Below are 24,578 nucleotides of genomic sequence, written 5' to 3' on the forward strand. Positions count from 1 at the left end.
ACAGTTCTACTTCCGTACAACTGACGTAACCGGTACTATCGAACTGCCAGAAGGCGTAGAGATGGTAATGCCTGGCGACAACATCAAAATGGTAGTGACTCTGATTTGCCCAATCGCGATGGACGAAGGTTTACGCTTCGCAATCCGTGAAGGTGGTCGTACAGTTGGTGCTGGTGTAGTAGCTAAAATCATCGCTTAATTGCGATAGAAATTAGTTTGAAAAGGAAGCTTCGGCTTCCTTTTTTGTTTGAGGGCTGGTTTTATTCACAAATTTGTGTAAAATGCTCGCCACTCTGAAGTTAAATAGTTATTTGATGACTATTTACACAGCGGGCTTGATATCCGGATTTAGATAGGTATAATGGCCCCCTCGTCGACTTAGGTTAACGAATTAAATGATTAGTCGCTGAAGTTAATCATTATCATAGCGGCTCCGATTGGGAGTCGAACGGTTAAATCATCTCGCTCTGCTTTTCTATATTGAAGAAGCTAGAGGGTGATTTTTTATATGTCCATTTTAGGAGCTCTGGTCAATGCAGAACCAAAGAATCCGTATCCGCTTAAAGGGATTTGATCATCGCTTAATTGATCAGTCTACAGCGGAAATCGTTGAAACTGCTAAGCGTACAGGCGCGCAGGTTCGTGGTCCAATTCCACTACCTACTCGCAAAGAGCGTTATACCATTTTGATCTCTCCGCACGTTAATAAAGATGCTCGTGACCAGTACGAATTACGTACACACAAGCGCCTGGTTGACATCGTAGAGCCAACTGAAAAGACTGTTGACGCGTTAATGCGTTTAGATCTTGCGGCTGGTGTCGACGTACAGATTAGCTTGGGTTAATTGAGATCCTAGTAAGAAGAGGTTTGAGAGATGGCTATCGGTCTTATTGGTCGTAAAGTTGGTATGACTCGCATCTTCACTGAAGATGGTGTTTCAATACCAGTTACTGTAATTGAAGTTGCAGGCAACCGTGTTACTCAAGTGAAAACTTTAGAAACTGACGGCTACCGTGCACTTCAAGTTACAACTGGCACCAAAAAAGCCAATCGCATCACTAAACCAGAAGCAGGTCACTTTGCCAAGAGCGGCGTTGAAGCCGGTCGTGGTTTGTGGGAAATGCGTTTGGTAGACGGTGAAGGCGAGGGCATTGAAGTTGGTGCTGAGCTAAATGTTGATATTTTCGCAGACGTAGCGAAAGTTGATGTTACTGGTCAATCAAAAGGTAAAGGCTTCCAAGGCGGCGTTAAGCGTTGGAACTTCCGTACTCAAGATATGACTCACGGTAACTCTTTGTCGCACCGCTCGAATGGTTCTATCGGTCAGAACCAAACGCCTGGTCGCGTATTCAAAGGCAAAAAAATGTCAGGCCATATGGGTGCCGAGCGTGTTACTACTCAAAATCTAGTTGTTGTTCGTGTAGATGTTGAGCGTAACCTGCTACTAGTCCGTGGCGCTGTTCCTGGCGCTACCAATGGCGACTTGATTATCAAGCCTGCCGTTAAAGCTTAAGGTCTGAGGAGATAGTAATGGAATTGGTATTGAAAGACGCGCAAAGCGCTCTTGAAGTTTCCGAAACTACCTTCGGCCGTGACTTTAACGAGGCACTGGTTCATCAGGTAGTTGTAGCATACGCTGCAAACGCGCGTCAGGGCACTCGTGCTCAAAAGACTCGTGCGGAAGTAACTGGCTCAGGCAAAAAGCCTTGGCGCCAAAAAGGAACTGGCCGTGCTCGTGCTGGTTCTGTTAAAGGCCCAATCTGGCGTGGTGGTGGCGTAACATTCGCTGCTAAAACCCAAGATCACAGCCAAAAAGTTAACAAAAAGATGTACCGCGGCGCGCTGAGAAGCATTCTGTCTGAATTGGTACGTCAAGAGCGTTTGGTTATTGTTGAATCTTTCGGTGTTGAAGCTCCTAAAACTAAAGAGCTGAAAGCTAAATTGAAAGCAATGAACCTTGAAGACGTTCTGATTGTGACTGCAGAAGTTGATGAGAACTTATTCTTAGCAGCTCGTAACCTGTACAAGGTTGACGTTCGTGATGTAGCGGGTCTAGACCCAGTGAGTCTGATCGCCTTCAACACTGTGCTTGTGACTGCTGACGCAGTGAAGCAAATCGAGGAGATGCTAGCATGATGATCCGCGAAGAACGTTTGCTAAAAGTTATTCTCGCTCCACATATCTCTGAAAAGAGCACTGTGAACGCTGAGAAGCACAACACTGTTGTTTTCCGCGTAGCTATCGATGCAACTAAAGCTGAAATTAAAGCTGCTGTTGCTAAGCTATTTGAAGTTGAAGTTGATTCAGTTCGCACTTTAGTGAGCAAAGGCAAAACTAAACGCACTGGTGGCCGTACTGGTCGTCGTAGCGATTGGAAAAAAGCCTATGTGACTCTAGCTGCTGGTGCTGACATCGATTTCGTCGGCGGCGCTGAGTAAGCAAAGGAGAATTATCATGGCAGTTATTAAGTGTAAGCCAACCTCTCCAGGTCGTCGCCACGTAGTTAAAGTGGTGAACACTGACCTGCACAAGGGTAAACCTTTTGCTGGCTTGTTGGCGAAAAAATCTAAAAGTGGTGGCCGTAACAATACTGGCCGTATCACTGTCCGTCACGTAGGTGGTGGTCATAAGCAGCATTATCGTCTAATCGACTTCAAACGCGATAAAGATGGTATCCCTGCAAAGATTGAGCGTCTGGAATACGATCCAAACCGTACTGCTAACATCGCGTTAGTATTGTATGCGGATGGTGAGCGTCGTTATATTCTTGCTGCCAAAGGCATGCAAGCTGGCGATAAGATCCAGTCTGGTGTTGCTGCCGAGATCAAAACCGGTAACGCTATGCCACTGCGCAACATCCCAGTAGGTTCTGTAGTTCACGCAGTTGAAATGAAGCCTGGTAAAGGTGCTCAGATCGCTCGTTCTGCAGGTGCTTATGTACAAGTTGTTGCTCGTGATGGCGCATATGCCACTCTACGTCTTCGCTCTGGCGAAATGCGTAAAGTGCCAGTTGATTGCCGCGCGACATTTGGTGAAGTTGGTAATGCCGAACACATGCTACGCCAGTTAGGTAAAGCAGGTGCTAAGCGCTGGAGAGGCATACGTCCTACAGTGCGTGGTGTTGCAATGAACCCAGTAGACCATCCACACGGTGGTGGTGAAGGCCGTACTTCTGGTGGTCGTCACCCAGTGACTCCATGGGGTGTGCCAACTAAGGGTTATAAAACTCGTAGTAACAAGCGCACTGACAAGTACATCGTACGTCGTCGTAATAAATAGTAAGAGGATTCGCCATGCCACGTTCTCTCAAGAAAGGTCCCTTCATTGACCTGCACTTGCTGAAGAAGGTAGAGAAAGCGATGGAAGCCGGTGACAAAAAGCCTATTAAGACTTGGTCACGTCGCTCTATGATCATTCCAAATATGATTGGTTTGACCATCGCTGTCCATAATGGTCGTCAGCACGTTCCTGTGTTCGTAACTGACGAAATGATCGGCCACAAACTTGGTGAATTTTCACCAACTCGCACTTATCGCGGCCATGCTGCAGATAAGAAAGCGAAGAAGCGTTAATACGGGAGGAATAAGATGGAAGTTTTAGCTAAACATCGTTTTGCCCGTACGTCTGCGCAGAAGGCCCGTCTGGTTGCTGATCAAATTCGTGGATTGCCTGTTGCTAAGGCCCTCGAGATTTTGACTTTCAGCCCCAAGAAAGCCGCCGTACTGGTTAAAAAAGTACTTGACTCAGCTATCGCAAACGCCGAACACAACGAAGGCGCGGATATTGATGAGCTTAAAGTCGGAGCCGTCTTCGTAGATGAAGGCCCAACTATGAAGCGTATCATGCCACGTGCTAAAGGCCGCGCTGATCGTATCATGAAGCGTACCAGCCACATTACTGTGGTTGTATCAGATCGCTAGGAGAGAGCAATGGGACAGAAAGTACATCCTAATGGTATCCGTCTGGGTATCACCAAGCCTTGGATCTCTACCTGGTACGCAGATAAATCAGATTACGCAAGTAACCTGAACAGCGACTGGGAAGTGCGTAAGTTTCTTGTAGAGAAATTACAAGCTGCTTCAGTATCTAAGATTGTTATCGAGCGTCCAGCGAAAAGCATCCGCGTTACCATTCACACTGCCCGTCCAGGTGTTGTGATCGGTAAGAAAGGTGAAGACGTTGAAGTATTGCGTGCTGCAGTGTCAAAACTTGCTGGCACTCCTGCTCAAATTAACATCGCTGAGATCCGTAAACCTGAGCTAGATGCCAAGTTAGTTGCTGACTCTATTGCACAGCAATTAGAGCGTCGCGTAATGTTCCGTCGTGCTATGAAGCGCGCAGTTCAAAACGCAATGCGTATTGGTGCTCAAGGTATCAAAGTACAAGTTAGTGGCCGTTTAGGCGGAGCTGAGATTGCGCGCGATGAGTGGTATCGTGAAGGTCGTGTACCTTTACATACTTTGCGTGCTGATATCGACTATTCTACATCTGAAAGTCACACCCAATACGGTGTGATTGGCGTTAAAGTTTGGATCTTCAAAGGTGAAGTTCTAGACGGAATGCTGCCACAGATTGAAGAGCCGAAGCAGCAGCAACCTAAGCGCAAGCCTCGTGGTAAATAGGAGAGCCGGCAATGCTGCAACCTAAACGTATGAAGTTTCGCAAGATGTTCAAAGGCCGCAACCGCGGTCTAGCGAACGGTACCGAAGTTAGCTTTGGTACTTTTGGTCTGAAAGCAGTCGGCCGTGGCCGTTTAACTGCACGTCAGATCGAATCTGCACGTCGTGCCATGACACGTCACATTAAGCGTCAGGGACAAATTTGGATTCGAGTTTTCCCGGACAAGCCGATTACCTCTAAGCCTCTTGAAGTGCGTATGGGTAAAGGTAAAGGTAACGTTGAATACTGGGTATGTCAGATTCAACCTGGTAAGGTTCTTTATGAGATGAATGGTGTTTCTGAAGTGATCGCTCGTGAAGCGTTTGCTTTGGCTGCTGCCAAGCTTCCAATTAAGACTACCTTCGTAACTAAGACGGTGATGTAATGAAAGCGAGCGAACTGAGAGAAAAGAGCGTTGAAGAACTGAACGCTGAACTACTTGGTCTGCTGCGTGAGCAGTTCAACCTGCGTATGCAACACGCCACTGGTCAGTTGACTCAGACTAATCAACTGAAATTGGTGCGCCGTAATATTGCGCGCGTTAAGACCATTATTACTTCTAAGGCGGGTGCATAATGTCTGATAAAATCCGTACTTTGCAGGGTCGTGTAACTAGCAACAAAATGGACAAGTCCATTACTGTTGCTATCGAACGCCAAGTGAAACACCCAATTTATGGGAAATACATTAAGCGTACGACAAAGATCCATGCACATGACGAAACGAATCAGTGCAATGAAGGCGATTTAGTAGCGATTCGCGAATGTCGTCCTTTGTCTAAGACTAAGTCTTGGACCCTGGTTGAAGTAGTATCAAAGGCCTAAGTTAATTAGGTATTTAGGTAAACGGCTCCAGAATGTGGGGCCGTTTGTTTTTTAATACTATACATTCCACTTTTATGGTGTTATATTTGCGCGCCATTTTTGACTAAATTAATAGCAAAAATGAGTGTTTTTATTGTCCCATAGTGGGAATTGTGTAGTAACGATAGCGGAGCACTTAAAATGATCCAAATGCAATCGACTCTTGACGTTGCTTGTAACAGCGGCGCACGCAGAGTTCAGTGTATTAAGGTCTTGGGTGGCTCTCATCGTCGTTATGCCGGTATCGGCGACATCATCAAAGTTTCTGTTAAAGAAGCGATTCCTCGCGCTAAAGCGAAGAAAGGCGATGTGTATAACGCGGTGGTAGTCCGTACTAAGAAAGGCGTACGTCGTCCAGACGGTTCTGTCATTCGCTTCGATCGGAATGCAGCTGTTCTTTTGAACAACAACCTGCAGCCGATTGGTACTCGTATCTTTGGACCAGTGACACGTGAATTGCGTAATGAGCAATTTATGAAAATTGTCTCGCTGGCACCAGAAGTACTGTAAGGAGCTTCAAAATGGCAGCTAAAATACGTCGTGAAGACGAAGTGATTGTATTAGCAGGTAAAGACAAGGGTAAACGTGCAAAAGTTTCTCAAGTCCTTCCTACTGGTAAATTGATTGTTGAAGGCATCAATCTTGTCAAAAAACACCAAAAGCCAAACCCACAATTGGGTGTAGCTGGCGGTATTGTTGAGAAAGAAGCACCGATACAAGCATCAAATGTAGCGATTTTCAACTCTGCCACTGGCAAAGCTGATCGCGTTGGTTTCCGCTTTGAAGACGGCAAAAAAGTTCGTTTCTTCAAATCGAACAGTGAACTCGTTAAGTAATTGGAGTAAACGATGGCGAAACTGCATGATAAATACCAAGAGACTGTTGTCGCTGAACTTGCTAAAAAGTTCGGTTATACCAGTGTCATGCAAGTCCCTCGGATTGAGAAAATCACCCTGAACATGGGTGTTGGCGAAGCTGTTGCAGACAAGAAAATCATGGACCATGCTGTCCGTGATATGACTGCAATCGCTGGTCAAAAGCCAGTTGTGACTGTAGCTCGTAAGTCAGTTGCTGGTTTTAAAATCCGTGAAGGCTACCCTATTGGCTGTAAAGTGACCCTACGCGGTGAGCGTATGTGGGAATTCTTAGAGCGTTTAGTCGATATCGCAATCCCACGTATTCGTGACTTCCGTGGCTTAAGCGCTAAAGCGTTTGACGGCCGTGGTAACTACGCAATGGGCGTGCGTGAGCAGATCATCTTCCCAGAAATCGATTACGATAAAATCGATAAGATTCGTGGTATGGATATTGTTATCACTACTACTGCGAAGAATGATGAAGAAGGTCGTGCTTTGTTAGACGCTTTTAACTTCCCATTCAAGAAATAAGGGTAGCGTAATGGCAAAAACATCAATGAAAGCACGTGAAGCTAAACGTGCACAGCTCGTGGCCAAGTACGCTGAAAAGCGTGCGGCTCTTAAGACTATCATTGCAAGTCCAGCTTCTTCTGACGAAGATCGTTGGGATGCGGTTCTTAAGCTGCAAGCTCTACCACGTGATTCCAGCGCTGCGCGTCAACGCAATCGTTGTAATCAAACTGGTCGCCCTCATGGCTTCTTACGTAAATTCGGCTTAAGCCGTATCAAATTACGTGAAGCAACCATGCGTGGTGAAGTTCCTGGCCTGCGTAAGGCCAGCTGGTAAGCACTTGTCACGGAGTAAGCTAATATGAGCATGCAAGATCCTATTGCGGATATGTTAACCCGTATTCGTAACGGCCAAGCTGCTAACCACGTATCAGTGAAGATGCCTTCAGCTAAGTTGAAAGTCGCAATTGCGAAACTACTTAAAGATGAAGGTTATATTGCTGATTACGCCGTAGCAGATGAAGCCAAGCCTGAACTGGAAGTTACTTTAAAGTATTTCCAAGGCCAACCAGTCGTTGAGACTATCCAGCGTGTAAGTCGCCCTGGTCTTCGTATTTACAAAGGTAAAAACGAACTACCAAAGGTGATGGGCGGTCTGGGTGTCGCAATTGTGTCCACTTCTAAAGGCTTGATGACTGATCGTGCCGCCCGCCTTGCAGGCATGGGTGGCGAGGTTATCTGCTACGTAGCTTAAGGAGCTAGGAATGTCTCGTGTAGCAAAAGCACCAGTATCTATTCCAGCTGGCGTAGAGGTGACCTTGAACGAACAGACCCTTACCGTCAAAGGCGGAAAAGGTAGTCTGACTCGAGTGATCAACAATGCGGTCAATGTTGTTATTGAAGCCGGCGTAGTTAAGTTCCTCCCTGTTGAAGGCGTTGTTAACGCTTGGGCACAGGCTGGTACAACTCGTGCATTAGTAAACAACATGGTTGTTGGTGTATCTCAAGGTTTTGAGCGTAAGTTAAAGTTAGTTGGCGTTGGTTACCGTGCGAAACTCGTCGGTGCTGATATCGACCTTACTTTAGGTTTCTCTCATCCGTTAGTACACAAACTGCCCGCAGGCGTTACTGCAGAGTGCCCTAGCCAAACTGACATCGTCCTACGTGGCGTTGATAAACAGTTAATTGGCCAAGTCGCTGCTGAGATTCGCGGATACCGTCCACCAGAGCCATACAAAGGCAAAGGTGTTCGCTATGACGACGAAGTAGTACGCCGTAAAGAGGCTAAGAAGAAGTAGGTAACGCGATATGGATAAGAAAACATCTCGCTTACGTCGCGCTACTCGCGCTCGTAAGAAGATCCAAGAGCTGGGCGTGAACCGTCTGGTTGTACATCGTACACCGCGTCACATTTATGCTCAGGTGATCAATCCTGAAGCTCAGGTGTTGGCAGCTGCTTCAACCGTAGAAAAAGCGGTTAAAGAGCTACTGAAGAGTACCGGTAACGTAGACGCAGCGAAAGCAGTAGGTAAATTTGTTGCTGAGCGCGCGATCGAAAAAGGCGTAACTTCAGTTGCGTTCGATCGTTCTGGTTTCAAGTATCACGGTCGTGTAGCTGCTTTAGCAGATGCAGCTCGTGAAGCTGGCCTGAAGTTCTAAGGGGTTATAAAATGGCTAAATTAGAAGCTCAGCAAAAAGACGATCTGCAAGAGAAATTAATTGCAGTTAATCGTGTTTCTAAAGTAGTTAAGGGCGGTCGTATCTTTAGCTTCACAGCACTGACAGTAGTGGGTGACGGTAACGGTAAGATTGGCTATGGCTATGGCAAAGCACGTGAAGTTCCAGCCGCGATTCAAAAAGCGATGGAAAAAGCTCGTCGTAACATTGTGACCGTTGAGTTGAATGCAGGTACTCTGCATCACCCAGTTAAAGGTCGTCATACTGGTTCTCTTGTGTACATGCAACCTGCATCACAAGGTACTGGTATTATTGCCGGTGGCGCAATGCGTGCCGTATTGGAAGTAGCAGGCGTGCATAACGTTCTGTCAAAAGCATACGGTTCTACTAACCCGATCAACATCGTTCGCGCGACTGTCGATGCTTTGGTGCACATGAAGTCACCTTCGCAAATCGCAGCTAAGCGTGGCCTGAATGTTGACGAAATTCGGGGGTAATGCACCATGGCAACTAAAACTGTAAAAGTTACTCAAACTAAAAGCGGTATCGGTCGTTTACCGAAGCACCGTGCAACCCTAACGGGTCTTGGTTTGCGTCGCATTGGTCACACTGTTGAATTAGAAGATACTCCTTCTGTTCGCGGTATGATCAACAAGGTCTACTACATGGTTAAGGTGGAGGATTAATACATGCGTTTAAATACTCTATCTCCAGCTGCAGGCTCTAAGCATGCACCAAAGCGTGTAGGCCGTGGTATGGGCTCAGGTCTAGGTAAAACAGCGGGTCGTGGTCATAAAGGCCAAAAGTCTCGCTCTGGTGGCGGTGTACGCCCAGGATTCGAAGGTGGTCAAATGCCACTTAAAATCCGTTTACCTAAATTTGGTTTTACCTCGCGTCGCGCTATGGTAACAGCTGAAGTTCGTGTACTCGAACTGGCAAAAGTTAACGGTGATGTTATCGACTTAAACGCTCTGAAAGATGCGAACGTAATAACTCGCAACATCCAGTTTGCGAAAATTGTTCTTTCAGGTACCATTGAGCGCCCTGTGACTGTTAAAGGTCTGAAGGTAACCAAAGGTGCACGTGCAGCTATTGAAGCTGCCGGCGGTAAGATCGAGGAATAATACGTCGATGGCAAAACCAGGACTTGATTTAAAAAGCGCGAAAGGTGGACTTTCAGAATTGAAAGCTCGCCTCCTGTTCGTGATTGGTGCGATTATCGTCTTTAGAGCCGGTTCGTTTGTGCCAATTCCTGGTATTGACGCAGCTGTATTAGCAGAGCTGTTTGCTCAGCAAAGTGGAACCATCCTTGGCATGTTTAACATGTTCTCGGGTGGTGCCCTTGAGCGTGCCTCTATCTTTGCATTAGGTATTATGCCGTACATTTCGGCATCGATTATCATGCAACTGTTGACTGTCGTACATCCTGCACTCGCTGAATTGAAAAAGGAAGGCGAATCAGGACGTAAGAAAATCAGTCAATATACCAGATGGGGTACCTTAGTGCTGGGTACATTCCAGTCGGTCGGTATTGCAACCGGGTTACCAAACTTAGTGCCAGGCCTTGTGGTCAACATTGGATTTGGATTCTACTTTGTTGCGGTTGTAAGCTTAGTGACAGGAACTATGTTCCTTATGTGGCTAGGTGAGCAAATTACCGAACGTGGTATAGGTAATGGTATCTCGATTTTGATTTTCGCAGGTATTGTTGCTGGATTACCTTCCGCTATCGGCCAAACGGCTGAGCAGGCGCGTCAAGGTGACTTGAATGTGTTAGTATTGTTGTTGCTCGCGGTAATTGTGTTTGCAGTGACTTATTTTGTAGTGTTTGTGGAACGTGGTCAGCGTCGTATAGTCGTTAACTATGCTAAGCGTCAGCAAGGCCGTAAGGTGTTCGCTGCGCAAAGTACCCATCTACCGCTGAAAATAAACATGGCAGGTGTTATTCCGCCAATTTTTGCGTCAAGCATCATTTTGTTTCCTGGAACACTGGCTCAGTGGTTCGGTCAAAATGAGTCCATGTCATGGTTGAGTGATTTTTCACTGGCTGTGTCACCTGGACAACCGCTTTACTCATTATTATATGCAACAGCGATTATCTTTTTCTGTTTCTTCTATACTGCGTTGGTGTTTAACCCACGTGAAACAGCAGATAACTTGAAGAAGAGTGGTGCATTCATCCCTGGGATCCGTCCTGGAGAACAGACTTCGCGTTACATTGATAAAGTTATGACCCGTTTGACATTGGCAGGCGCGTTATACATAACCTTTATCTGCTTAATTCCGGAGTTCATGTTAATTGCGTGGAAAGTACAGTTCTATTTCGGCGGTACTTCACTACTAATTATGGTAGTCGTAATCATGGACTTCATGGCTCAGGTTCAGACGCATATGATGTCTCATCAGTATGAGTCTGTGATGAAGAAAGCTAACCTAGTTAACAAAGCGAATTTAGATCGCTTTGGTCGCTAAGTAGCTTTACGGAGTGATGAAATGAAAGTTCGAGCTTCCGTGAAGAAGATCTGCCGTAACTGCAAGATCGTCAAGCGTAGTGGCGTTGTACGCGTTATCTGTGTTGAACCAAAACACAAACAGCGTCAAGGCTAAAAAGTAATTTGTTCAGCCCATGAATTGGGCTGAACAAAATTTTGTTTGCAAATCTGTCGACTGTCGAGTATCCTTTCGGGCTTTTCGCAGTTGGCCTTTAACTTTAAGGAGTGCATAGTGGCCCGTATCGCTGGCATTAACATTCCTGATCAAAAGCATACAGTCATCGCATTGACTGCAATTTTCGGCATCGGCCGTACTCGCGCTAGAGCAATCTGCGCGGCTACAGCAATCGCTGAAACTGCTAAGATCAAGGAATTGAGCGAAGCTCAAATAGACACACTACGCGAAGAAGTCGCCAAATACCTAGTAGAAGGTGACTTACGTCGTGAGATTTCAATGAACATCAAGCGTCTTATGGATCTTGGTTGTTATCGTGGTCTCCGCCATCGCCGTAGCCTGCCTCTCCGTGGGCAACGTACTAAGACCAATGCGCGTACGCGTAAAGGTCCACGTAAACCTATTAGAAAGTAACGGGAAGGTAAAGCAATGGCTAAAGTTCCGTCACGTTCTCCGCGTAAGCGCGTACGTAAACAGGTTGCAGATGGCATGGCTCATATCCATGCTTCTTTCAACAACACTATTGTCACCATTACAGATCGTCAAGGTAATGCGTTGTCATGGGCTACTTCAGGTGGTTCAGGTTTCCGTGGTTCACGTAAATCTACTCCATTTGCTGCACAGGTGGCTGCTGAGCGTGCAGGTGCTGCTGCTCAAGACTACGGTTTAAAAAACCTTGAAGTGTTTGTGAAGGGTCCAGGTCCAGGTCGTGAGTCAGCCATTCGTGCGCTGAACGCTGTTGGTTATAAAATTACCAACATTACCGATGTGACGCCGATCCCTCATAATGGTTGTCGTCCTCCTAAAAAGCGTCGTGTATAACGCCGTTTCATTAGGATAGTTGGAGAAAGATCATGGCAAGATACTTGGGTCCCAAGCTCAAGCTCAGCCGCCGAGAAGGTACAGACCTTTTCTTAAAAAGCGGTGTGAGAGCAATCGATTCAAAGTGTAAACTGGAAACTGCACCTGGACAACATGGCGCTCGTAAGCCACGTTTGTCAGAGTACGGTACTCAGTTACGCGAAAAACAAAAAGTTCGTCGTATTTACGGTGTGTTAGAAAAACAATTCCGTAACTATTACAAAGATGCTGCACGTACTAAAGGCAACACAGGTGAAAACCTGCTTCAGCTTTTAGAAACCCGTCTTGATAACGTTGTTTATCGTATGGGCTTCGGTGCAACTCGTGCAGAATCACGTCAGCTAGTAAGCCATAAATCTATTATGGTTAACGGTCGTGTTGTTAACATTCCATCATTCAAAGTGTCTGCGAATGATGTTGTGAGCATCCGCGAGAAGTCACGTACTCAAGCTCGTATTAAAGCGGCTTTAGAAGTGGCAGCTCAACGCGAGAAGCCTACATGGGTTGAAGTCGACAACGCGAAAATGGAAGGTGCTTTCAAGCGCGTTCCAGAACGTAGCGATTTGTCTGCGGAAATTAACGAACAGCTGATCGTCGAGCTTTACTCTAAGTAAGGCTAACAAACAAGAGAGGACACAATGCAGGGTTCTGTTACAGAATTTCTTAAACCGCGTCTCGTTGATATCGAGCAGGTTAACTCAACACGTGCCAAGGTTACATTGGAACCACTTGAGCGTGGTTTCGGCCACACTTTAGGTAACGCGTTGCGTCGCATCCTATTGTCGTCTATGCCCGGCTGCGCGGTTACCGAAGTCGAGATTGACGGTGTACTGCACGAATACAGCAGTAAGGAAGGCGTTCAAGAAGATATCCTTGAGATCTTGTTAAACCTGAAAGGGTTAGCAGTGACCATCGAGGGTAAAGACGAGGCTATGCTTACGTTGAGCAAGTCCGGCGCAGGCCCTGTCATCGCAGCAGATATCACGCATGATGGTGATGTCACTATCGTGAATCCTGATCATATTATCTGTCATCTGACAGGTAACAATGATATCAGCATGCGTATTCGCGTTGAGCGTGGTCGTGGTTATGTACCAGCATCTGCTCGTGCACAGACCGAAGACGATGATCGCCCAATCGGCCGCTTGCTGGTTGATGCTTCTTTCTCGCCAGTTGCACGTATTGCCTACAATGTAGAAGCAGCACGTGTAGAACAGCGTACTGACTTAGATAAACTCGTTATCGATATGACCACAAACGGTACTATCGATCCTGAGGAAGCTATCCGTCGTTCTGCAACTATTCTGGCTGAACAGCTAGATGCGTTTGTAGAGTTACGTGACGTGACTGAGCCAGAGCTGAAAGAAGAGAAACCGGAATTCGATCCGATTCTGCTGCGTCCTGTCGACGATTTAGAGCTAACTGTACGTTCGGCTAACTGCTTGAAAGCCGAAGCGATTCATTACATCGGAGATCTGGTACAGCGCACTGAAGTTGAGTTGCTGAAAACCCCGAACTTAGGTAAGAAATCTCTTACTGAAATTAAGGATGTTTTAGCTTCTCGCGGACTGTCGTTAGGTATGCGTTTGGAAAACTGGCCTCCAGCTAGTTTAGCAGACGACCTATAAGTCTCAGGTTTGTACAGATTTAGGTTATAAGGATTAGGTCATGCGCCATCGTAAGAGTGGTCGTCAACTAAACCGTAACAGCAGTCATCGCCAAGCCATGTTTCGCAACATGGCCGGTTCACTAGTTCGTCATGAGATCATCAAGACAACTGTGGCTAAAGCGAAAGAACTGCGTCGCGTAGTTGAGCCTCTGATAACACTTGCTAAGAGTGACAGCGTTGCAAACCGTCGTTTAGCGTTTGCACGTACTCGCGACGCTGAAGTCGTTGGTAAGTTATTTACTGAGTTGGGTCCACGTTACCAGGAACGTCCTGGTGGCTATACCCGTATCCTTAAGTGCGGTTTACGTGCTGGTGATAAAGCCCCTATGGCTTACATCGAGCTAGTTGGTCGCCCAGAAGCTGCTCAAGCTGTTGATGTTGAAGCTGCTGAGTAATTAAGGTTACACTTTTAAAAAGCCGGGCATTAGCCCGGCTTTTTTATGCCTTTTTGACTATTTCACCCAAAGTGTGGTTTTCTCGATTTCTTTTGGGAGGATGATATTCCATTTGGATAAACCTTTCTGGCTAAACATGTATTTTCCAAGATCATCTGTTACTGGGAAAATATTTTCGGGTTTCTCGCCGCCGAGTATTTTTGTCGCCATATTCGCTGCAATCTTGCCATGATGATAGCCATCGAGAACATAGCCACCAATATTGCCTTCAGCAGAGACACTAAATCCCCAAAACCCAAAATTCGGTACCGGAGTATGTTCAGATATCCATTTTAGGAGCTGATCTGCATCCACTGAGCGATTATCTGCATCTCTAACTGTGTGGTATAGCGCCACGACTATAGCGTTATAACCCTGTTCCTTCGCGGTCAATACATTCCGCTGCCAATCTGTTAGCTGTGACAATTGCACTAAATTAACTTCGATATCGCCTAACATGCTTGAGTGTTGTTTACTGATGTATTCAGCCGTTGAGTCAGAGGTGACGCCTTGGTCGAATAGAACTAAGATTTTTCTATGCACAGTTTGCGGTAGTAAACGTTGAATGAGCAGTAGAGAACGTCGTAGTAGTGGTCTCTCAATGACGCCTGTGAAGCGTTTGTGTTCATTGAGATGATATTCTCTAGGATTCATATTCACCCCTAAATAGACTACTGGGATTAGGCTGTCATTTAGGCGCTGGTGTAAGAGATTAACCGCATTATCATCGGCGAGAATAACCAATTGAGGTGCTTGTTGTTGAATGTATTTCCATGCTAAGTCAGCCCGTTCAGCAAATTGCTCTTGGGGTAAGCGTTTGGTATCCATCTCGAAATAACTAACATCATGGTGAGGGCTGAGCGTGTCATAAATCGCTTGATAGTATTCTTGGTCCCATTGATAGCTATGATGGTAGCTTTCGATAACAACAACTTTAGCAGCAATTGCTTCCTGAGAGAGGCCTACCAAGCAGATAATTAGGAAGCTTAGAATGTGTTGCAAACTAGAGTTTAGTTGTCTTATTTGAATCATACGCAGTCTTAGGTATTGGCGCTGCCTAGAGTATAGTCCACCTTTAATTGTGCATATTGAGATAATAAAAAAGCCTCACTAGTTATTAAGCTAGGAGGCTTAGTTTGTACGCTATTGCTGATCCATCAATAACCTACTTAGTATCTGGTGCCTTTTGCTGGCTATAATCTAACTTTTCGTGCTTTTGGCCCATGGCTTCAGCAACTTCTGGTGGCATGTAGTTTTCATCATGCTTGGCCAGTACTTCAGTAGCTTCTAGTTTGCCATCAGCACCCAGTACACCCTGAGCAACAATGCCTTGTCCTTCACGGAAAAGATCGGGCAATAGGTCGTCATAAGTGACCAGTACTTCACCGCCGAGGGAGTCATGTACTGCAAATTCGACATGCAAGCTTTTGGGATCTCGCACCATAGAACCTACCGTCACCATTCCGCCAACACGAATACGTTGGCCAATTTCAGGTTTTACGCCAGTATCTGTCTTGCCGTGGACAATTTCAGACGGAGTATAGAATAAGTTCAAGTTGGAGTTCAGCGCATAGAGCAAAAGCGAAGTAATCGCAGCAACGCCACCGATTAATGCTACAGCTAATGTCAGTCTTTTTTTGCGTCTTGGGTTCACGATTTAGTACTCCTGGTTTCTTTTAGGCGTTCTTCTCTATCCATCTTTTTCGCTATATCAATTAACACCTTACGCTTTTGGCGTGCGCTGGTAATGATGAGCGTAGAGAGGCAGAAGAAGGTCACTCCGTAGGATAGCCATACATAGAATGCATAGCCGCCCATATTAAAAAAATCACTGATTGAATCGAATTGCATCATTTGACCTCCTCCGCTTTAGCTAGTTCACGGACCCAAGGGCGCATGCCATTTCTTGCTAAAATTTCTGCTCTAAAACGAACAATAGTGATGGCGCCAATCATAAGACCGAAGCCCAGTATGTTAATTAACAGTGGATAGAGCATTTCCGTCGACATTGTCGATTTCTCGGTAATGCGTATTGTCGACGGTTGATGTAATGAGCTCCACCATTCAACTGAGTATTTGATGATAGGAATATTGATCACACCGACGATCGCTAAGATCCCTGCTGCACGAGCTGCGAGCACTTTATCCTCAAATGAGGCATAGAGCGAGATCACACCTAGATATAGGAATAGTAATACCAGCTCAGAAGTTAAGCGTGCATCCCATACCCACCAGGCACCCCACATAGGTTTACCCCATGCTGCTCCGGTAAAGAGTGCGATAAAGGTGATCACTGCACCAATGGGAGCAATAGATGCTGCAGCCCAGTCGGCAAGTTTTATCTGCCAAACTAGACCGATAAAGGCCGCGGTTGCCATACCCATATAAGCCGCCATTGACATAGACGCGGCAGGAACATGGATAAAGATAATACGGTAGCTATCACCCTGCTGGTAATCCGTCGGCGCGAAGACGAGTCCCCATGTAGTGCCAACAGCAATCAATAGACCGGCTAAGATCGCAAACCATGGAAATAACGTTCCTGATAATTTATATGCGCGTTCAGGATCCGCGTAAGGGTGTAACCATTTCCACATTTTAGTTAGTACTCACTCGCAGAGATGCACCAATTGCAAAAGGTGCTAAGGTTAACGATCCGACCAGCATAGCGCCTATTATAGCGAGCTGACCATCATAGGGTAAATTCATTCCTGCCGCGTCTATAGCACTCGTTGCAAAAATGAGTACTGGGATATATAGGGGCAAAATAAGTAAGCTGAGTAACACGCCGCCTTTTCTTAGACCGACGGTTAATGCCACACCAATAGCACCTAACAGCGACAATACTGGCGTGCCTAGCGCAAGCGTCGAAATTAACGCACCGTAGCTGTTGCCATCTAGATTGAGTAATACCGCTAACAGTGGTGCGATAATAATCAGTGGCACACCAGTTAAAATCCAGTGGGCTAACACTTTAGCTAATACGAGAATGGCTAATGGCTGCGGACTTAACAGCATTTGCTCTAAGCTACCATCACTAAAGTCGGCTTTGAAAAGCCTTTCAAGTGACAACATTGATGCTAATAATGCGGCTACCCAAATTATCCCTGGTGCCACACGTGCTAACATTTGCGGTTCTGGTCCAATCCCCAGCGGAAACAAGGTAACAACCATAATAAAAAATAGTAGTGGGTTAAAAATGTCGCCGCGGTGGCGAATAGCAATTTTAAGATCTCGCTGCAGCAAGGTGAAAAATGCTTGGGTAAAACTGATGCCTCTTTTCATTGAGCCTGACCTTATATGAAGCGATAATCTAGACGAATTTTACGAAGCCTATCATCTGTGATAATGCCCATATCTTGGTGAGTTGTGAGGATCACACAGCCACCATTATCCGCATGCTGAATAAATAACTGCTCCAGTTCTTCGACACCTTTTTTATCGATTGCAGTAAAAGGTTCGTCAAGGATCCAAATTTTACAGTTGCTATGCCACAATCTTGATAGCGCTGTTCTGCGATGCTGGCCTGCGGATAAATGCCCCGCGAGAGCTTCTTCAAAGCCCGTTAAATTGACTTTTGCTAAAATCTCTGACGTATCAAAGTCATCATAACCACTGATTCTTAAATTGAAATTAAGGTTTTCTTCGGCAGTCAGCTCGCATTTCACGCCAGCTAAATGGCCTAAATACAAGAGGTCTTCATTGTATTCATCGCGGCAACGGTTTATGTCTTCATTAATGTAAAAAGTTTGTCCGGCATAGGGGCGAGAAAGGCCCGCCAATATGCGTAATAAACTGGTCTTTCCTGCGCCGTTAGGGCCTTCAATCTGAACAATGTCACCGGCATTTATATCAAAACTTAACTCATCAAAAAGGATACGTTCTTCGCGGATACAGGTCAGCTTGCTGGCTGACACTAATGTGGTTTCTTTAGTTATATTTGTCACTGAACCCTCTATCTCAAGCCGGAAGGAAACACAAGTCATTCTAACACAAACGTTATTGGGGGTTTACTCTTGGTTTGCACTAGATGTCAGCAATATGATGTGGTTCCAATAACCGCAATATTTATCGAACTTTTTTACGACTTGCTAATATATTAACGAATTTGTCATCCTTGTCGCCTGATTCATTTTGTGTTGAGATTCTAATCACAAAAAGATGAGATTTCTTGAAGTTTGTAGTAATCTTAGTCGGCTATAATGAGTCTGCCTAAGTAAGGGCGGCGCCGAGCTTTGTACGTATTTGCATTAGGAACATTGAACATGAAAAAACTGTTAGCAATGACTGCTGTCGCTGCTTTGACTATGTCAGTTAACGCTTCAGCTCAAGATGCTGAGGCTATTTATAATAAGGCATGTACCGTATGCCACAGTATGGGTGTTGCTGGTGCTCCAAAAGTACACAACGCTGCAGAATGGGAACCACGCTTAGCTAAGGGTGTTGACGCTTTAGTGAAGAGTGTGAAAACCGGTCTGAATGCTATGCCACCAGGTGGTATGTGTACTGATTGTACTGATGATGATTACAAAGCTGCTATCAAATTTATGTCTACAGCTAAGTAATTCTTCAGATATAAAAAAACCGGCGAAAGCCGGTTTTTTTATATCTGCAATTAACTGCGATTTATTGCACTTGGGTATCAAGTACTAGGTTCGCTGTATCGCCTACGGCGACTTTACTGATCTTGCCTTGAATATCACCCGTTTGCGGTTTGATATTACCTTGTTTAGACAGTACAGCAATCACTTCCACATTGGCTGCATCGCTTAACTTCACATCACCACCCATACCGCTGCTGTCATCTAATGTCACTGTAATCGGGAAAGACCTAGCACTGACTTTGGTTGCGGCTAATGGGACTTTAGGTCCTTCAGTTGCACGGGCAAAGATGAAAATGGTGTCTTCTGGACTGGCTTTAGCCGCAAGTTCTGCAGAGATAGATATAGTGACATTGACCGATTTAGCACTCGCTTTGACTTGCTTATGTGCATCATCATTTGGCATGCCAGCGGTTTCCGACTGCATGCGTAAGTTAGCGGTTTCGATTGCATTCATAAGAGCAGCACGATCAACGTCGGCACGACCGCTATCTAAAATCGTTTGCCAAGAGGTGATGGCTTTCTTGTAGTCAGCAGTAAAGAAAGCATCCATACCCACGAGCAGTAGCGTTGAAGGATCTTGGGCATCCATTGCTAAAGACTCATTGATAAGAGCTTGGATTTGCGGTGTCATTTGTTGACCCGCTTTGTAATACATCGCCGTTGCTTTTGGACCGAGCAATTCTGCATGCTTTCCGACTAATTCGATTACTTTATCGAAAGCCGCAATCGCTTTATCGTATTGGTTTGCCGATACATAAGCATGACCTAAGCTAAACCACAGTTGGCTGTTTTCTGGCTCGGCTTTAACTTGAGCTTCCATCATCTGCACGCGTTGCATCATGATTTGAGCCGTATCCATTCCTGCATGTGGATTTGCAGGTTGTTGAGCACTATCAATATTCTCGAAGGCACCTAAGTGTTGATAGAGATAGCCTGAGATAACAATCAAACAAACTGACATGATCGACGGCCACAGAATCGTCTTTGGCTTTATTTGGTTGACCAGTGAATCGTCGTTCGCTTGTTTGATGTCTTGGAGTAGACTGATTTCCAGTTCTTTCTTCAATGCATCAAATTCGGCTTGATCGAGTAGCTCTTCACTTAATTCTTTTTCAAGAACGCCTAAGCGCTCATTGAACAATTCAAGGTTCGTTTGTTTACGAACTCCAGCTTCTTCCGTTTTCAGCAATTTTTGCTGTCTGAAGTGCGGGATCCAAATCAGCATCAGGCCGACTAACATAACAAGCGCAATAAAAATCCAAAATGTCGTCATTGTTTCTATATTCACTTTAGTTTGCAGAAAGCGGAGTAACCGCTAGGCTTGGAAGCAAGATTATACGTAAAGATTGTTCATTGAACAGTAATATAAGGTAATCCCAGTGCTGAAAGCTTATAGTTGGGCACTGGTTCACAAATTGATTCTTCTTGTAAATTTTGTATGAAACTTAAGTGTCATTTGTCGGTCACATGCAGAACTGAGCCTCTTCCGTGACTTTCATCGACCTCTAAAATTGAGAATGAGACAAGTAACCCAGTTTTGTACGAAAGAGGCAGACAGGAACAATAGCAAATACTAAAATGAGCAAAATTTCGTGCATTTGCGTGAATAGCATGTTGTGCGTTGAGATAGAGTCTTTCTAAATCAACATATTATTGAAGACTGAGGAAAACCCATGATCCCAGAACTTGGACACTTTGCGTTGATAATAGGGGTGGCTTTTGCCTTCTTATTAATCAGCGTCCCCCTAATAGGTGTTGCCAGAAAAGACCAATACCTTGTTAGGTACGCTTGGCCATTAACGTACGGAATGTTCTTTTTTATTACCTTATCTGTTGTCGTGCTGGCTTATAGTTTTGCCGTCGATGATTTCTCGGTCGCCTATGTGGCACATCATTCAAATTCTCAGTTACCTATCTTCTTTAAGATCTCGGCCGTATGGGGCGGTCATGAAGGGTCACTGTTATTTTGGGTGTTTGCTTTATCAACTTGGGCGGCTGCGGTTGCCTTGTTTAGCAAAGGTTTAGAAGAAGTGTTTACTGCCCGTGTGCTGGCAGTATTGGCTCTTATTGTGATTGGCTTTAGTTTGTTTATGCTACTCACATCTAGCCCATTTGAACGTTTATTCCCGATCCCAGCCGAAGGTCGTGACTTAAATCCAATGCTGCAGGACGTGGGATTAATCTTCCATCCTCCTATGTTGTACTTGGGTTATGTGGGCTTCTCTGTAAGCTTTGCATTTGCGATTGCTGCGCTGATGAGCGGCCGTCTCGATTCTGCATGGGCTCGTTGGACTCGTCCATGGACATTGGCTGCTTGGACCTTCCTTACGGGCGGTATCGCACTAGGATCTTGGTGGGCTTATTATGAATTAGGCTGGGGCGGTTGGTGGTTCTGGGATCCTGTTGAGAACGCCTCTTTTATGCCTTGGTTAGTGGGTACTGCGCTTGTTCACTCTTTGATTGTGACTGAGAAACGCGGCGCCTTCCGTAACTGGACTGTATTACTGTCTATTTTCGCTTTCTCTTTAAGTTTGCTTGGTACCTTTATTGTTCGCTCTGGTGTATTAACCTCAGTGCATTCATTCGCAGCCGATCCAAGCCGCGGTATGTTCATCCTGTTGTTACTTGGTTTAGCGGTTGGCGGTTCATTAACACTGTTTGCTTTACGTGCCAGTGAAATGAGTAGTCCTGCCCGTTTCGAGCTTAAGTCTAAAGAAACAATGCTCTTAGTATGTAACGTGCTACTGACGGTTGCCGCAGGTACGGTACTATTGGGTACATTATATCCATTGCTCATCGACGCGCTTGGCATGGGTAAAATCTCTGTTGGACCCCCATACTTTAATGCGGTGTTCGTGCCTATCGTATTAGTGCTATTTGGCTTTATGGGTATTGGTCCAATTATTCGTTGGAAAAAATCGAAAGCGGGCGAGCTTAAGCGTCAGCTATTGATCCCAGCAATGATTGCTGCTGCTATCGGTATTGTGACGCCATTTATCGTCGATGGTGTATTCAATATTTGGGTTACCTTTGGTATTGCTGCCGCTGCTTGGATTATTCTGGCTACCGCAAGAGCGGCCTATAACATGGTCAAGTCGAAAGAAGGTGATATCAGCATCAGCCGCATGGGTCGTAGTCAGCTTGGTATGATCTTCGCGCATCTCGGTATTGCCGTTTCTGTGATTGGTGCCACTATGGTGTCAAATTACTCGATTGAGAAAAGTGTTCGTATGGGACCTGGTGTAAGCCAAGAACTCGCCGGTTATACTTTTAAGTATCTCGAGACCAAAAACGTAGTGGGTCCTAACTACACTGCACAGCAGGGACAGATAGAGATCTACAAGGGAGATGAGCTACTGACATTACTAAAACCCGATCGTCGTCAATATAATGTGCGAACTATGGATATGACAGAAGCCGGTATTGACTGGGGTCTATTCCGTGACTTGTACGTGACTATGGGGGACCCTATTACCAGCACTGAATTTGCGGTTCGTTTAAACTATAAGCCGTTCGTGCGTTGGTTATGGTTTGGGGCAATTTTCATGATGATAGGTGGATTCTTCGCTGCATCGGATAAACGTTACCGTGCGAAAGTCACTGCAGCCGTCGCGCCTTTGGCCGAAAAGGCAAAATTGGCAACGGCTCAATAATTGGGGAATGTATGAAGAAGTTGGTTCTGTTTATCCCATTGGTCATATTTCTCGCCATGGGGGTGTTTCTATATAAAGGGTTATTTCTGAATCCGCAGCAATTGGATTCAGCACTGGAAGGGAAGCCTATTCCGGCTTTCCAACTGGAACGCCTAGAAACACCGGCTGAGATCATAACGAATGAGCAATTAAAAGGTAAGGTATCATTACTTAACGTATGGGCGACGTGGTGTCCATCTTGTAAATATGAGCATCCTTTCTTAGTGATGCTAAAACGTAAAAATCTTCTGCCAATTTACGGGATCAACTATCGTGATGAGCGTGTTCCTGCGTTAGAAGAGTTAAAACGTCAGGGCGACCCCTACAACGTTAATATTTATGATAAAGATGGGCGTTTAGGATTAGATCTTGGCGTTTATGGTGCTCCAGAGAGTTTTATTGTTGATCACAACGGTATTATCCGTTTCCGTTATGCAGGTCCAATAGACCAACGCGTATGGAGTGAAACCCTTTACCCTATGATCCAACAATTACAAGCTGAAGCAGCGAAGGATGGCGCAGCATGAGAACGCTGATAAAAATCATAGGTGGTCTAGTGCTGATGTTCAGCATGACGACCGCCGTCATGGCAACACCAGTTGATACTTACGAATTCAAGTCACCTGAAAATCAAAAGCGCGGTTTGTCTTTGGCACATGAACTACGTTGTCCACAGTGTCAAAACCAAAATTTGATCGACTCCAATTCACCCGTTGCTCGAGATCTGCGTCTTGAGGTATTCAAGATGGTTGACGAAGGAAAAGGGGATGATGAGATCATCGAGTTTATGACTAGTCGTTACGGTGAGTTTGTTCTCTATAAACCTAAGATGGAAACCAAGACCTACATTCTTTGGTTAGGTCCTATTGGTTTATTACTTCTGGGTCTAGTGATTGGATTCATCTTCATTCGTAAGCAACGTATTGGCGGTAATGTGCCGAACGAAATTAGCGCAGAAGATCAGCGCGAGTTAGATACCTTGCTAAAGCGCAATACAAAATGAAGCATAAAGTCATAACGGCATTTATGTTGTCATCCATTCTTTCGGTATTTGTTGCTGGGGTCGCGCATGCGTACCCTGGTATGCAGCAAACGGCTAAACCGATGGAATCAACGGTTGATTTGATCAATGTACTGCCAAAGACTTTTCCTATTGAGCCTGTTGCCTTTAATGATGTCGATGGTAAAGCTATCGACTTCAGCCACTTTAAAGGCAAGATCATTATGGTTAACATGTGGGCGACTTGGTGTCCGCCATGCGTCAGAGAGTTGCCTGCAATCGAAAGGTTAGCAACTAAGTTCAAGACTGAAGATTTTGTCGTGCTGCCTATCTCTATTGATGCAGAAGGTAAGCAGCAGGTTCAGCCGTTCTTAAGTTCATTGGGTATGGCGAATTTCAACTCTTACTATGATCAACCACAAAGTCTTGGAAACGTTTTTCCGCTCGACACGATTCCTGCGACCTTTATTCTTGATCAACAGGGTCAATTAATTGCCTTTGTTCGATCCTATGTTGATTGGGATGACGTAAAAGCCGTCTCGCTAATCCAAGGTTTTATCGATAAAGGCAGCAAAAAGCCCAATTAATGGGCACTTTGCATGTAAAATAATCGCCATTGTTTAAAAGATCGCCATGCGATCTTTTTTCATTTAAAAAGCCCTTGCACAAAATCTTCTGCTGCCTATAATGCGCATCCACTGACACGGCAGACAGCGTTAAGCAGGCTGACGAGTTAGGTTAAATTGAGTAGCTTTTAAGCACTTAATTCAACCGCAGCAAGAAGTTGAAAAATACTCCTTGACGCGAAACGGGAAATGCGTAAAATGCACGACCCTGAGCTGATGAAGCATCAGCACGACCCGCCGGCAACGGTATGTGGTCAACGCTCTTTAACAAGATAAAACAAGAAATCTGTGTGGACACTCACAGGTGTTGAGTTAATCGAAACTGCTTAGCCTTCGGGTTGGCAGTCAAAAATTTAAATCAATGTAACAATGAGTGTTCATAGTAATATGTACAGTTTGTTTCTTTAGCTAGAAACAAAAAATCAGAATTCATTGAGCCGTTTGACGTAAGTCAAACA

The 24,578-nt window shown here is 45.3% G+C and carries 40 protein-coding genes and 1 pseudogene; 34 read left to right on the forward strand and 7 right to left on the reverse strand.

The window, feature by feature from the left end; translation table 11 throughout:
- The 29 genes and pseudogenes from tuf to rplQ all read left to right on the forward strand — a co-directional run.
- Positions 1 to 199, forward strand: a pseudogene (tuf, locus tag L5L77_RS21105) (elongation factor Tu); the annotation flags it as partial.
- 334 nt (positions 200 to 533) lie between these two features.
- The gene (rpsJ, locus tag L5L77_RS21110; protein ID WP_006083601.1) at positions 534 to 845 is read left to right on the forward strand and encodes a 30S ribosomal protein S10; all 312 of its coding nucleotides are present in this window, start codon (positions 534 to 536) and stop codon (positions 843 to 845) included.
- A 30-nt stretch (positions 846 to 875) separates the two neighbouring features.
- On the forward strand, positions 876 to 1,514 hold the full coding sequence (rplC, locus tag L5L77_RS21115; RefSeq protein WP_006083600.1) for a 50S ribosomal protein L3: 639 nt from the start codon (positions 876 to 878) through the stop codon (positions 1,512 to 1,514).
- Between the two features lie 17 nt (positions 1,515 to 1,531).
- Positions 1,532 to 2,137, forward strand: coding sequence for a 50S ribosomal protein L4 (rplD, locus tag L5L77_RS21120; protein ID WP_113941598.1), 606 nt, complete (start codon positions 1,532 to 1,534; stop codon positions 2,135 to 2,137).
- The gene (gene rplW, locus L5L77_RS21125; protein ID WP_025008843.1) at positions 2,137 to 2,439 is read left to right on the forward strand and encodes a 50S ribosomal protein L23; all 303 of its coding nucleotides are present in this window, start codon (positions 2,137 to 2,139) and stop codon (positions 2,437 to 2,439) included. The genes rplD and rplW overlap by 1 nt, the downstream gene beginning before the upstream one ends.
- A 16-nt stretch (positions 2,440 to 2,455) precedes the next feature.
- A complete protein-coding gene (gene rplB, locus L5L77_RS21130) occupies positions 2,456 to 3,280 on the forward strand; it encodes a 50S ribosomal protein L2 (RefSeq protein ID WP_006083597.1) in 825 nt (274 codons plus the stop codon).
- 14 nt (positions 3,281 to 3,294) lie between these two features.
- Entirely contained in the window at positions 3,295 to 3,573 is a 279-nt protein-coding gene (gene rpsS, locus L5L77_RS21135) for a 30S ribosomal protein S19 (protein ID WP_006083596.1), read from the forward strand.
- 15 nt (positions 3,574 to 3,588) lie between these two features.
- Positions 3,589 to 3,921: a 50S ribosomal protein L22 gene (gene rplV / locus L5L77_RS21140; RefSeq protein WP_006083595.1), complete on the forward strand. Its 333-nt coding sequence runs from the start codon at positions 3,589 to 3,591 to the stop codon at positions 3,919 to 3,921.
- 9 nt (positions 3,922 to 3,930) lie between these two features.
- Positions 3,931 to 4,623, forward strand: coding sequence for a 30S ribosomal protein S3 (rpsC, locus tag L5L77_RS21145; RefSeq protein ID WP_006083594.1), 693 nt, complete (start codon positions 3,931 to 3,933; stop codon positions 4,621 to 4,623).
- Between the two features lie 11 nt (positions 4,624 to 4,634).
- A complete protein-coding gene (rplP, locus tag L5L77_RS21150; protein ID WP_006083593.1) occupies positions 4,635 to 5,045 on the forward strand; it encodes a 50S ribosomal protein L16 in 411 nt (136 codons plus the stop codon).
- Positions 5,045 to 5,236 (forward strand): 50S ribosomal protein L29, encoded by a 192-nt coding sequence (gene rpmC, locus L5L77_RS21155; protein WP_006083592.1) that lies wholly within the window; start codon positions 5,045 to 5,047, stop codon positions 5,234 to 5,236. Before rplP ends, rpmC begins: the two co-directional genes overlap by 1 nt.
- Positions 5,236 to 5,484, forward strand: coding sequence for a 30S ribosomal protein S17 (rpsQ, locus tag L5L77_RS21160; RefSeq protein ID WP_006083591.1), 249 nt, complete (start codon positions 5,236 to 5,238; stop codon positions 5,482 to 5,484). Before rpmC ends, rpsQ begins: the two co-directional genes overlap by 1 nt.
- A gap of 180 nt (positions 5,485 to 5,664) precedes the next feature.
- Complete coding sequence (gene rplN, locus L5L77_RS21165; protein ID WP_006083590.1) at positions 5,665 to 6,033, forward strand: 50S ribosomal protein L14; 369 nt, start codon at positions 5,665 to 5,667, stop codon at positions 6,031 to 6,033.
- An 11-nt stretch (positions 6,034 to 6,044) separates the two neighbouring features.
- Positions 6,045 to 6,359, forward strand: coding sequence for a 50S ribosomal protein L24 (gene rplX, locus L5L77_RS21170; protein ID WP_006083589.1), 315 nt, complete (start codon positions 6,045 to 6,047; stop codon positions 6,357 to 6,359).
- Positions 6,360 to 6,371: 12 nt separating this feature from the next.
- Positions 6,372 to 6,911 (forward strand): 50S ribosomal protein L5, encoded by a 540-nt coding sequence (rplE, locus tag L5L77_RS21175; protein WP_006083588.1) that lies wholly within the window; start codon positions 6,372 to 6,374, stop codon positions 6,909 to 6,911.
- 10 nt (positions 6,912 to 6,921) lie between these two features.
- Positions 6,922 to 7,227, forward strand: a complete 306-nt coding sequence (rpsN, locus tag L5L77_RS21180; RefSeq protein WP_006083587.1) for a 30S ribosomal protein S14 — start codon at positions 6,922 to 6,924, stop codon at positions 7,225 to 7,227.
- Positions 7,228 to 7,251: 24 nt separating this feature from the next.
- Positions 7,252 to 7,644, forward strand: a complete 393-nt coding sequence (gene rpsH, locus L5L77_RS21185) for a 30S ribosomal protein S8 (protein WP_006083586.1) — start codon at positions 7,252 to 7,254, stop codon at positions 7,642 to 7,644.
- A gap of 10 nt (positions 7,645 to 7,654) precedes the next feature.
- Positions 7,655 to 8,188 (forward strand): 50S ribosomal protein L6, encoded by a 534-nt coding sequence (gene rplF / locus L5L77_RS21190; protein WP_105251036.1) that lies wholly within the window; start codon positions 7,655 to 7,657, stop codon positions 8,186 to 8,188.
- Positions 8,189 to 8,198: 10 nt separating this feature from the next.
- Entirely contained in the window at positions 8,199 to 8,549 is a 351-nt protein-coding gene (gene rplR, locus L5L77_RS21195; protein ID WP_006083584.1) for a 50S ribosomal protein L18, read from the forward strand.
- A gap of 11 nt (positions 8,550 to 8,560) precedes the next feature.
- The gene (rpsE, locus tag L5L77_RS21200) at positions 8,561 to 9,064 is read left to right on the forward strand and encodes a 30S ribosomal protein S5 (RefSeq protein ID WP_006083583.1); all 504 of its coding nucleotides are present in this window, start codon (positions 8,561 to 8,563) and stop codon (positions 9,062 to 9,064) included.
- A gap of 6 nt (positions 9,065 to 9,070) precedes the next feature.
- On the forward strand, positions 9,071 to 9,253 hold the full coding sequence (gene rpmD / locus L5L77_RS21205) for a 50S ribosomal protein L30 (protein ID WP_006083582.1): 183 nt from the start codon (positions 9,071 to 9,073) through the stop codon (positions 9,251 to 9,253).
- 3 nt (positions 9,254 to 9,256) lie between these two features.
- Entirely contained in the window at positions 9,257 to 9,691 is a 435-nt protein-coding gene (gene rplO / locus L5L77_RS21210; RefSeq protein ID WP_006083581.1) for a 50S ribosomal protein L15, read from the forward strand.
- A 7-nt stretch (positions 9,692 to 9,698) separates the two neighbouring features.
- Entirely contained in the window at positions 9,699 to 11,039 is a 1,341-nt protein-coding gene (secY, locus tag L5L77_RS21215) for a preprotein translocase subunit SecY (RefSeq protein ID WP_007644459.1), read from the forward strand.
- 21 nt (positions 11,040 to 11,060) lie between these two features.
- Positions 11,061 to 11,174, forward strand: a complete 114-nt coding sequence (rpmJ, locus tag L5L77_RS21220; protein WP_006083579.1) for a 50S ribosomal protein L36 — start codon at positions 11,061 to 11,063, stop codon at positions 11,172 to 11,174.
- Between the two features lie 117 nt (positions 11,175 to 11,291).
- Positions 11,292 to 11,648: a 30S ribosomal protein S13 gene (rpsM, locus tag L5L77_RS21225; RefSeq protein WP_011787581.1), complete on the forward strand. Its 357-nt coding sequence runs from the start codon at positions 11,292 to 11,294 to the stop codon at positions 11,646 to 11,648.
- 15 nt (positions 11,649 to 11,663) lie between these two features.
- Positions 11,664 to 12,056 carry a 30S ribosomal protein S11 gene (rpsK, locus tag L5L77_RS21230; RefSeq protein ID WP_006083577.1) on the forward strand — a complete coding sequence of 131 codons (393 nt, stop codon included), beginning with the start codon at positions 11,664 to 11,666 and terminating at the stop codon, positions 12,054 to 12,056.
- A gap of 32 nt (positions 12,057 to 12,088) precedes the next feature.
- Positions 12,089 to 12,709 carry a 30S ribosomal protein S4 gene (rpsD, locus tag L5L77_RS21235; RefSeq protein ID WP_006083575.1) on the forward strand — a complete coding sequence of 207 codons (621 nt, stop codon included), beginning with the start codon at positions 12,089 to 12,091 and terminating at the stop codon, positions 12,707 to 12,709.
- A gap of 24 nt (positions 12,710 to 12,733) precedes the next feature.
- On the forward strand, positions 12,734 to 13,723 hold the full coding sequence (locus L5L77_RS21240) for a DNA-directed RNA polymerase subunit alpha (RefSeq protein ID WP_006083574.1): 990 nt from the start codon (positions 12,734 to 12,736) through the stop codon (positions 13,721 to 13,723).
- Positions 13,724 to 13,763: 40 nt separating this feature from the next.
- Complete coding sequence (gene rplQ, locus L5L77_RS21245) at positions 13,764 to 14,159, forward strand: 50S ribosomal protein L17 (protein WP_006083573.1); 396 nt, start codon at positions 13,764 to 13,766, stop codon at positions 14,157 to 14,159.
- Positions 14,160 to 14,216: 57 nt separating this feature from the next.
- Here rplQ and L5L77_RS21250 read toward each other — a convergent pair whose 3' ends face one another.
- From L5L77_RS21250 to ccmA, 6 genes are all read right to left on the reverse strand, one after another.
- Positions 14,217 to 15,167 carry an ABC transporter substrate-binding protein gene (locus L5L77_RS21250; RefSeq protein ID WP_263186774.1) on the reverse strand — a complete coding sequence of 317 codons (951 nt, stop codon included), beginning with the start codon at positions 15,165 to 15,167 and terminating at the stop codon, positions 14,217 to 14,219.
- A gap of 196 nt (positions 15,168 to 15,363) precedes the next feature.
- Positions 15,364 to 15,852: a cytochrome c maturation protein CcmE gene (gene ccmE, locus L5L77_RS21255; protein ID WP_105251038.1), complete on the reverse strand. Its 489-nt coding sequence runs from the start codon at positions 15,850 to 15,852 to the stop codon at positions 15,364 to 15,366.
- Complete coding sequence (ccmD, locus tag L5L77_RS21260) at positions 15,849 to 16,049, reverse strand: heme exporter protein CcmD (protein WP_105253042.1); 201 nt, start codon at positions 16,047 to 16,049, stop codon at positions 15,849 to 15,851. Before ccmD ends, ccmE begins: the two co-directional genes overlap by 4 nt.
- Complete coding sequence (locus tag L5L77_RS21265) at positions 16,049 to 16,795, reverse strand: heme ABC transporter permease (RefSeq protein ID WP_105251039.1); 747 nt, start codon at positions 16,793 to 16,795, stop codon at positions 16,049 to 16,051. The genes ccmD and L5L77_RS21265 overlap by 1 nt, the downstream gene beginning before the upstream one ends.
- A 1-nt stretch (position 16,796) precedes the next feature.
- Positions 16,797 to 17,483 (reverse strand): heme exporter protein CcmB, encoded by a 687-nt coding sequence (ccmB, locus tag L5L77_RS21270; RefSeq protein ID WP_006079706.1) that lies wholly within the window; start codon positions 17,481 to 17,483, stop codon positions 16,797 to 16,799.
- A gap of 11 nt (positions 17,484 to 17,494) precedes the next feature.
- Complete coding sequence (gene ccmA, locus L5L77_RS21275) at positions 17,495 to 18,145, reverse strand: cytochrome c biogenesis heme-transporting ATPase CcmA (protein ID WP_131525727.1); 651 nt, start codon at positions 18,143 to 18,145, stop codon at positions 17,495 to 17,497.
- Positions 18,146 to 18,463: 318 nt separating this feature from the next.
- Between ccmA and L5L77_RS21280 the strand changes: the two genes are divergently transcribed.
- Positions 18,464 to 18,763, forward strand: a complete 300-nt coding sequence (locus L5L77_RS21280; RefSeq protein WP_105251041.1) for a c-type cytochrome — start codon at positions 18,464 to 18,466, stop codon at positions 18,761 to 18,763.
- A gap of 61 nt (positions 18,764 to 18,824) precedes the next feature.
- On the opposite strand, the gene ccmI is transcribed toward L5L77_RS21280, so the two are convergent.
- Positions 18,825 to 20,075: a c-type cytochrome biogenesis protein CcmI gene (ccmI, locus tag L5L77_RS21285; protein ID WP_263186775.1), complete on the reverse strand. Its 1,251-nt coding sequence runs from the start codon at positions 20,073 to 20,075 to the stop codon at positions 18,825 to 18,827.
- 400 nt (positions 20,076 to 20,475) lie between these two features.
- On the opposite strand from ccmI, the gene L5L77_RS21290 reads away from it, so the two are divergent.
- The 4 genes from L5L77_RS21290 to L5L77_RS21305 are packed head-to-tail and all read left to right on the forward strand — an operon-like array spanning position 20,476 to position 24,081.
- On the forward strand, positions 20,476 to 22,455 hold the full coding sequence (locus tag L5L77_RS21290) for a heme lyase CcmF/NrfE family subunit (protein ID WP_105251043.1): 1,980 nt from the start codon (positions 20,476 to 20,478) through the stop codon (positions 22,453 to 22,455).
- Between the two features lie 11 nt (positions 22,456 to 22,466).
- Positions 22,467 to 23,021 carry a DsbE family thiol:disulfide interchange protein gene (locus L5L77_RS21295; RefSeq protein WP_105251044.1) on the forward strand — a complete coding sequence of 185 codons (555 nt, stop codon included), beginning with the start codon at positions 22,467 to 22,469 and terminating at the stop codon, positions 23,019 to 23,021.
- Complete coding sequence (nrfF, locus tag L5L77_RS21300) at positions 23,018 to 23,497, forward strand: heme lyase NrfEFG subunit NrfF (RefSeq protein ID WP_105251045.1); 480 nt, start codon at positions 23,018 to 23,020, stop codon at positions 23,495 to 23,497. The genes L5L77_RS21295 and nrfF overlap by 4 nt, the downstream gene beginning before the upstream one ends.
- Positions 23,494 to 24,081 (forward strand): TlpA family protein disulfide reductase, encoded by a 588-nt coding sequence (locus tag L5L77_RS21305; RefSeq protein WP_131525726.1) that lies wholly within the window; start codon positions 23,494 to 23,496, stop codon positions 24,079 to 24,081. The genes nrfF and L5L77_RS21305 overlap by 4 nt, the downstream gene beginning before the upstream one ends.
- The last annotated feature ends 497 nt before the right edge of the window (positions 24,082 to 24,578 follow it).

The organism is Shewanella sp. SM29, from assembly GCF_025654245.1.
GTDB classification, from domain to species: Bacteria; Pseudomonadota; Gammaproteobacteria; order Enterobacterales; family Shewanellaceae; genus Shewanella; species Shewanella oncorhynchi.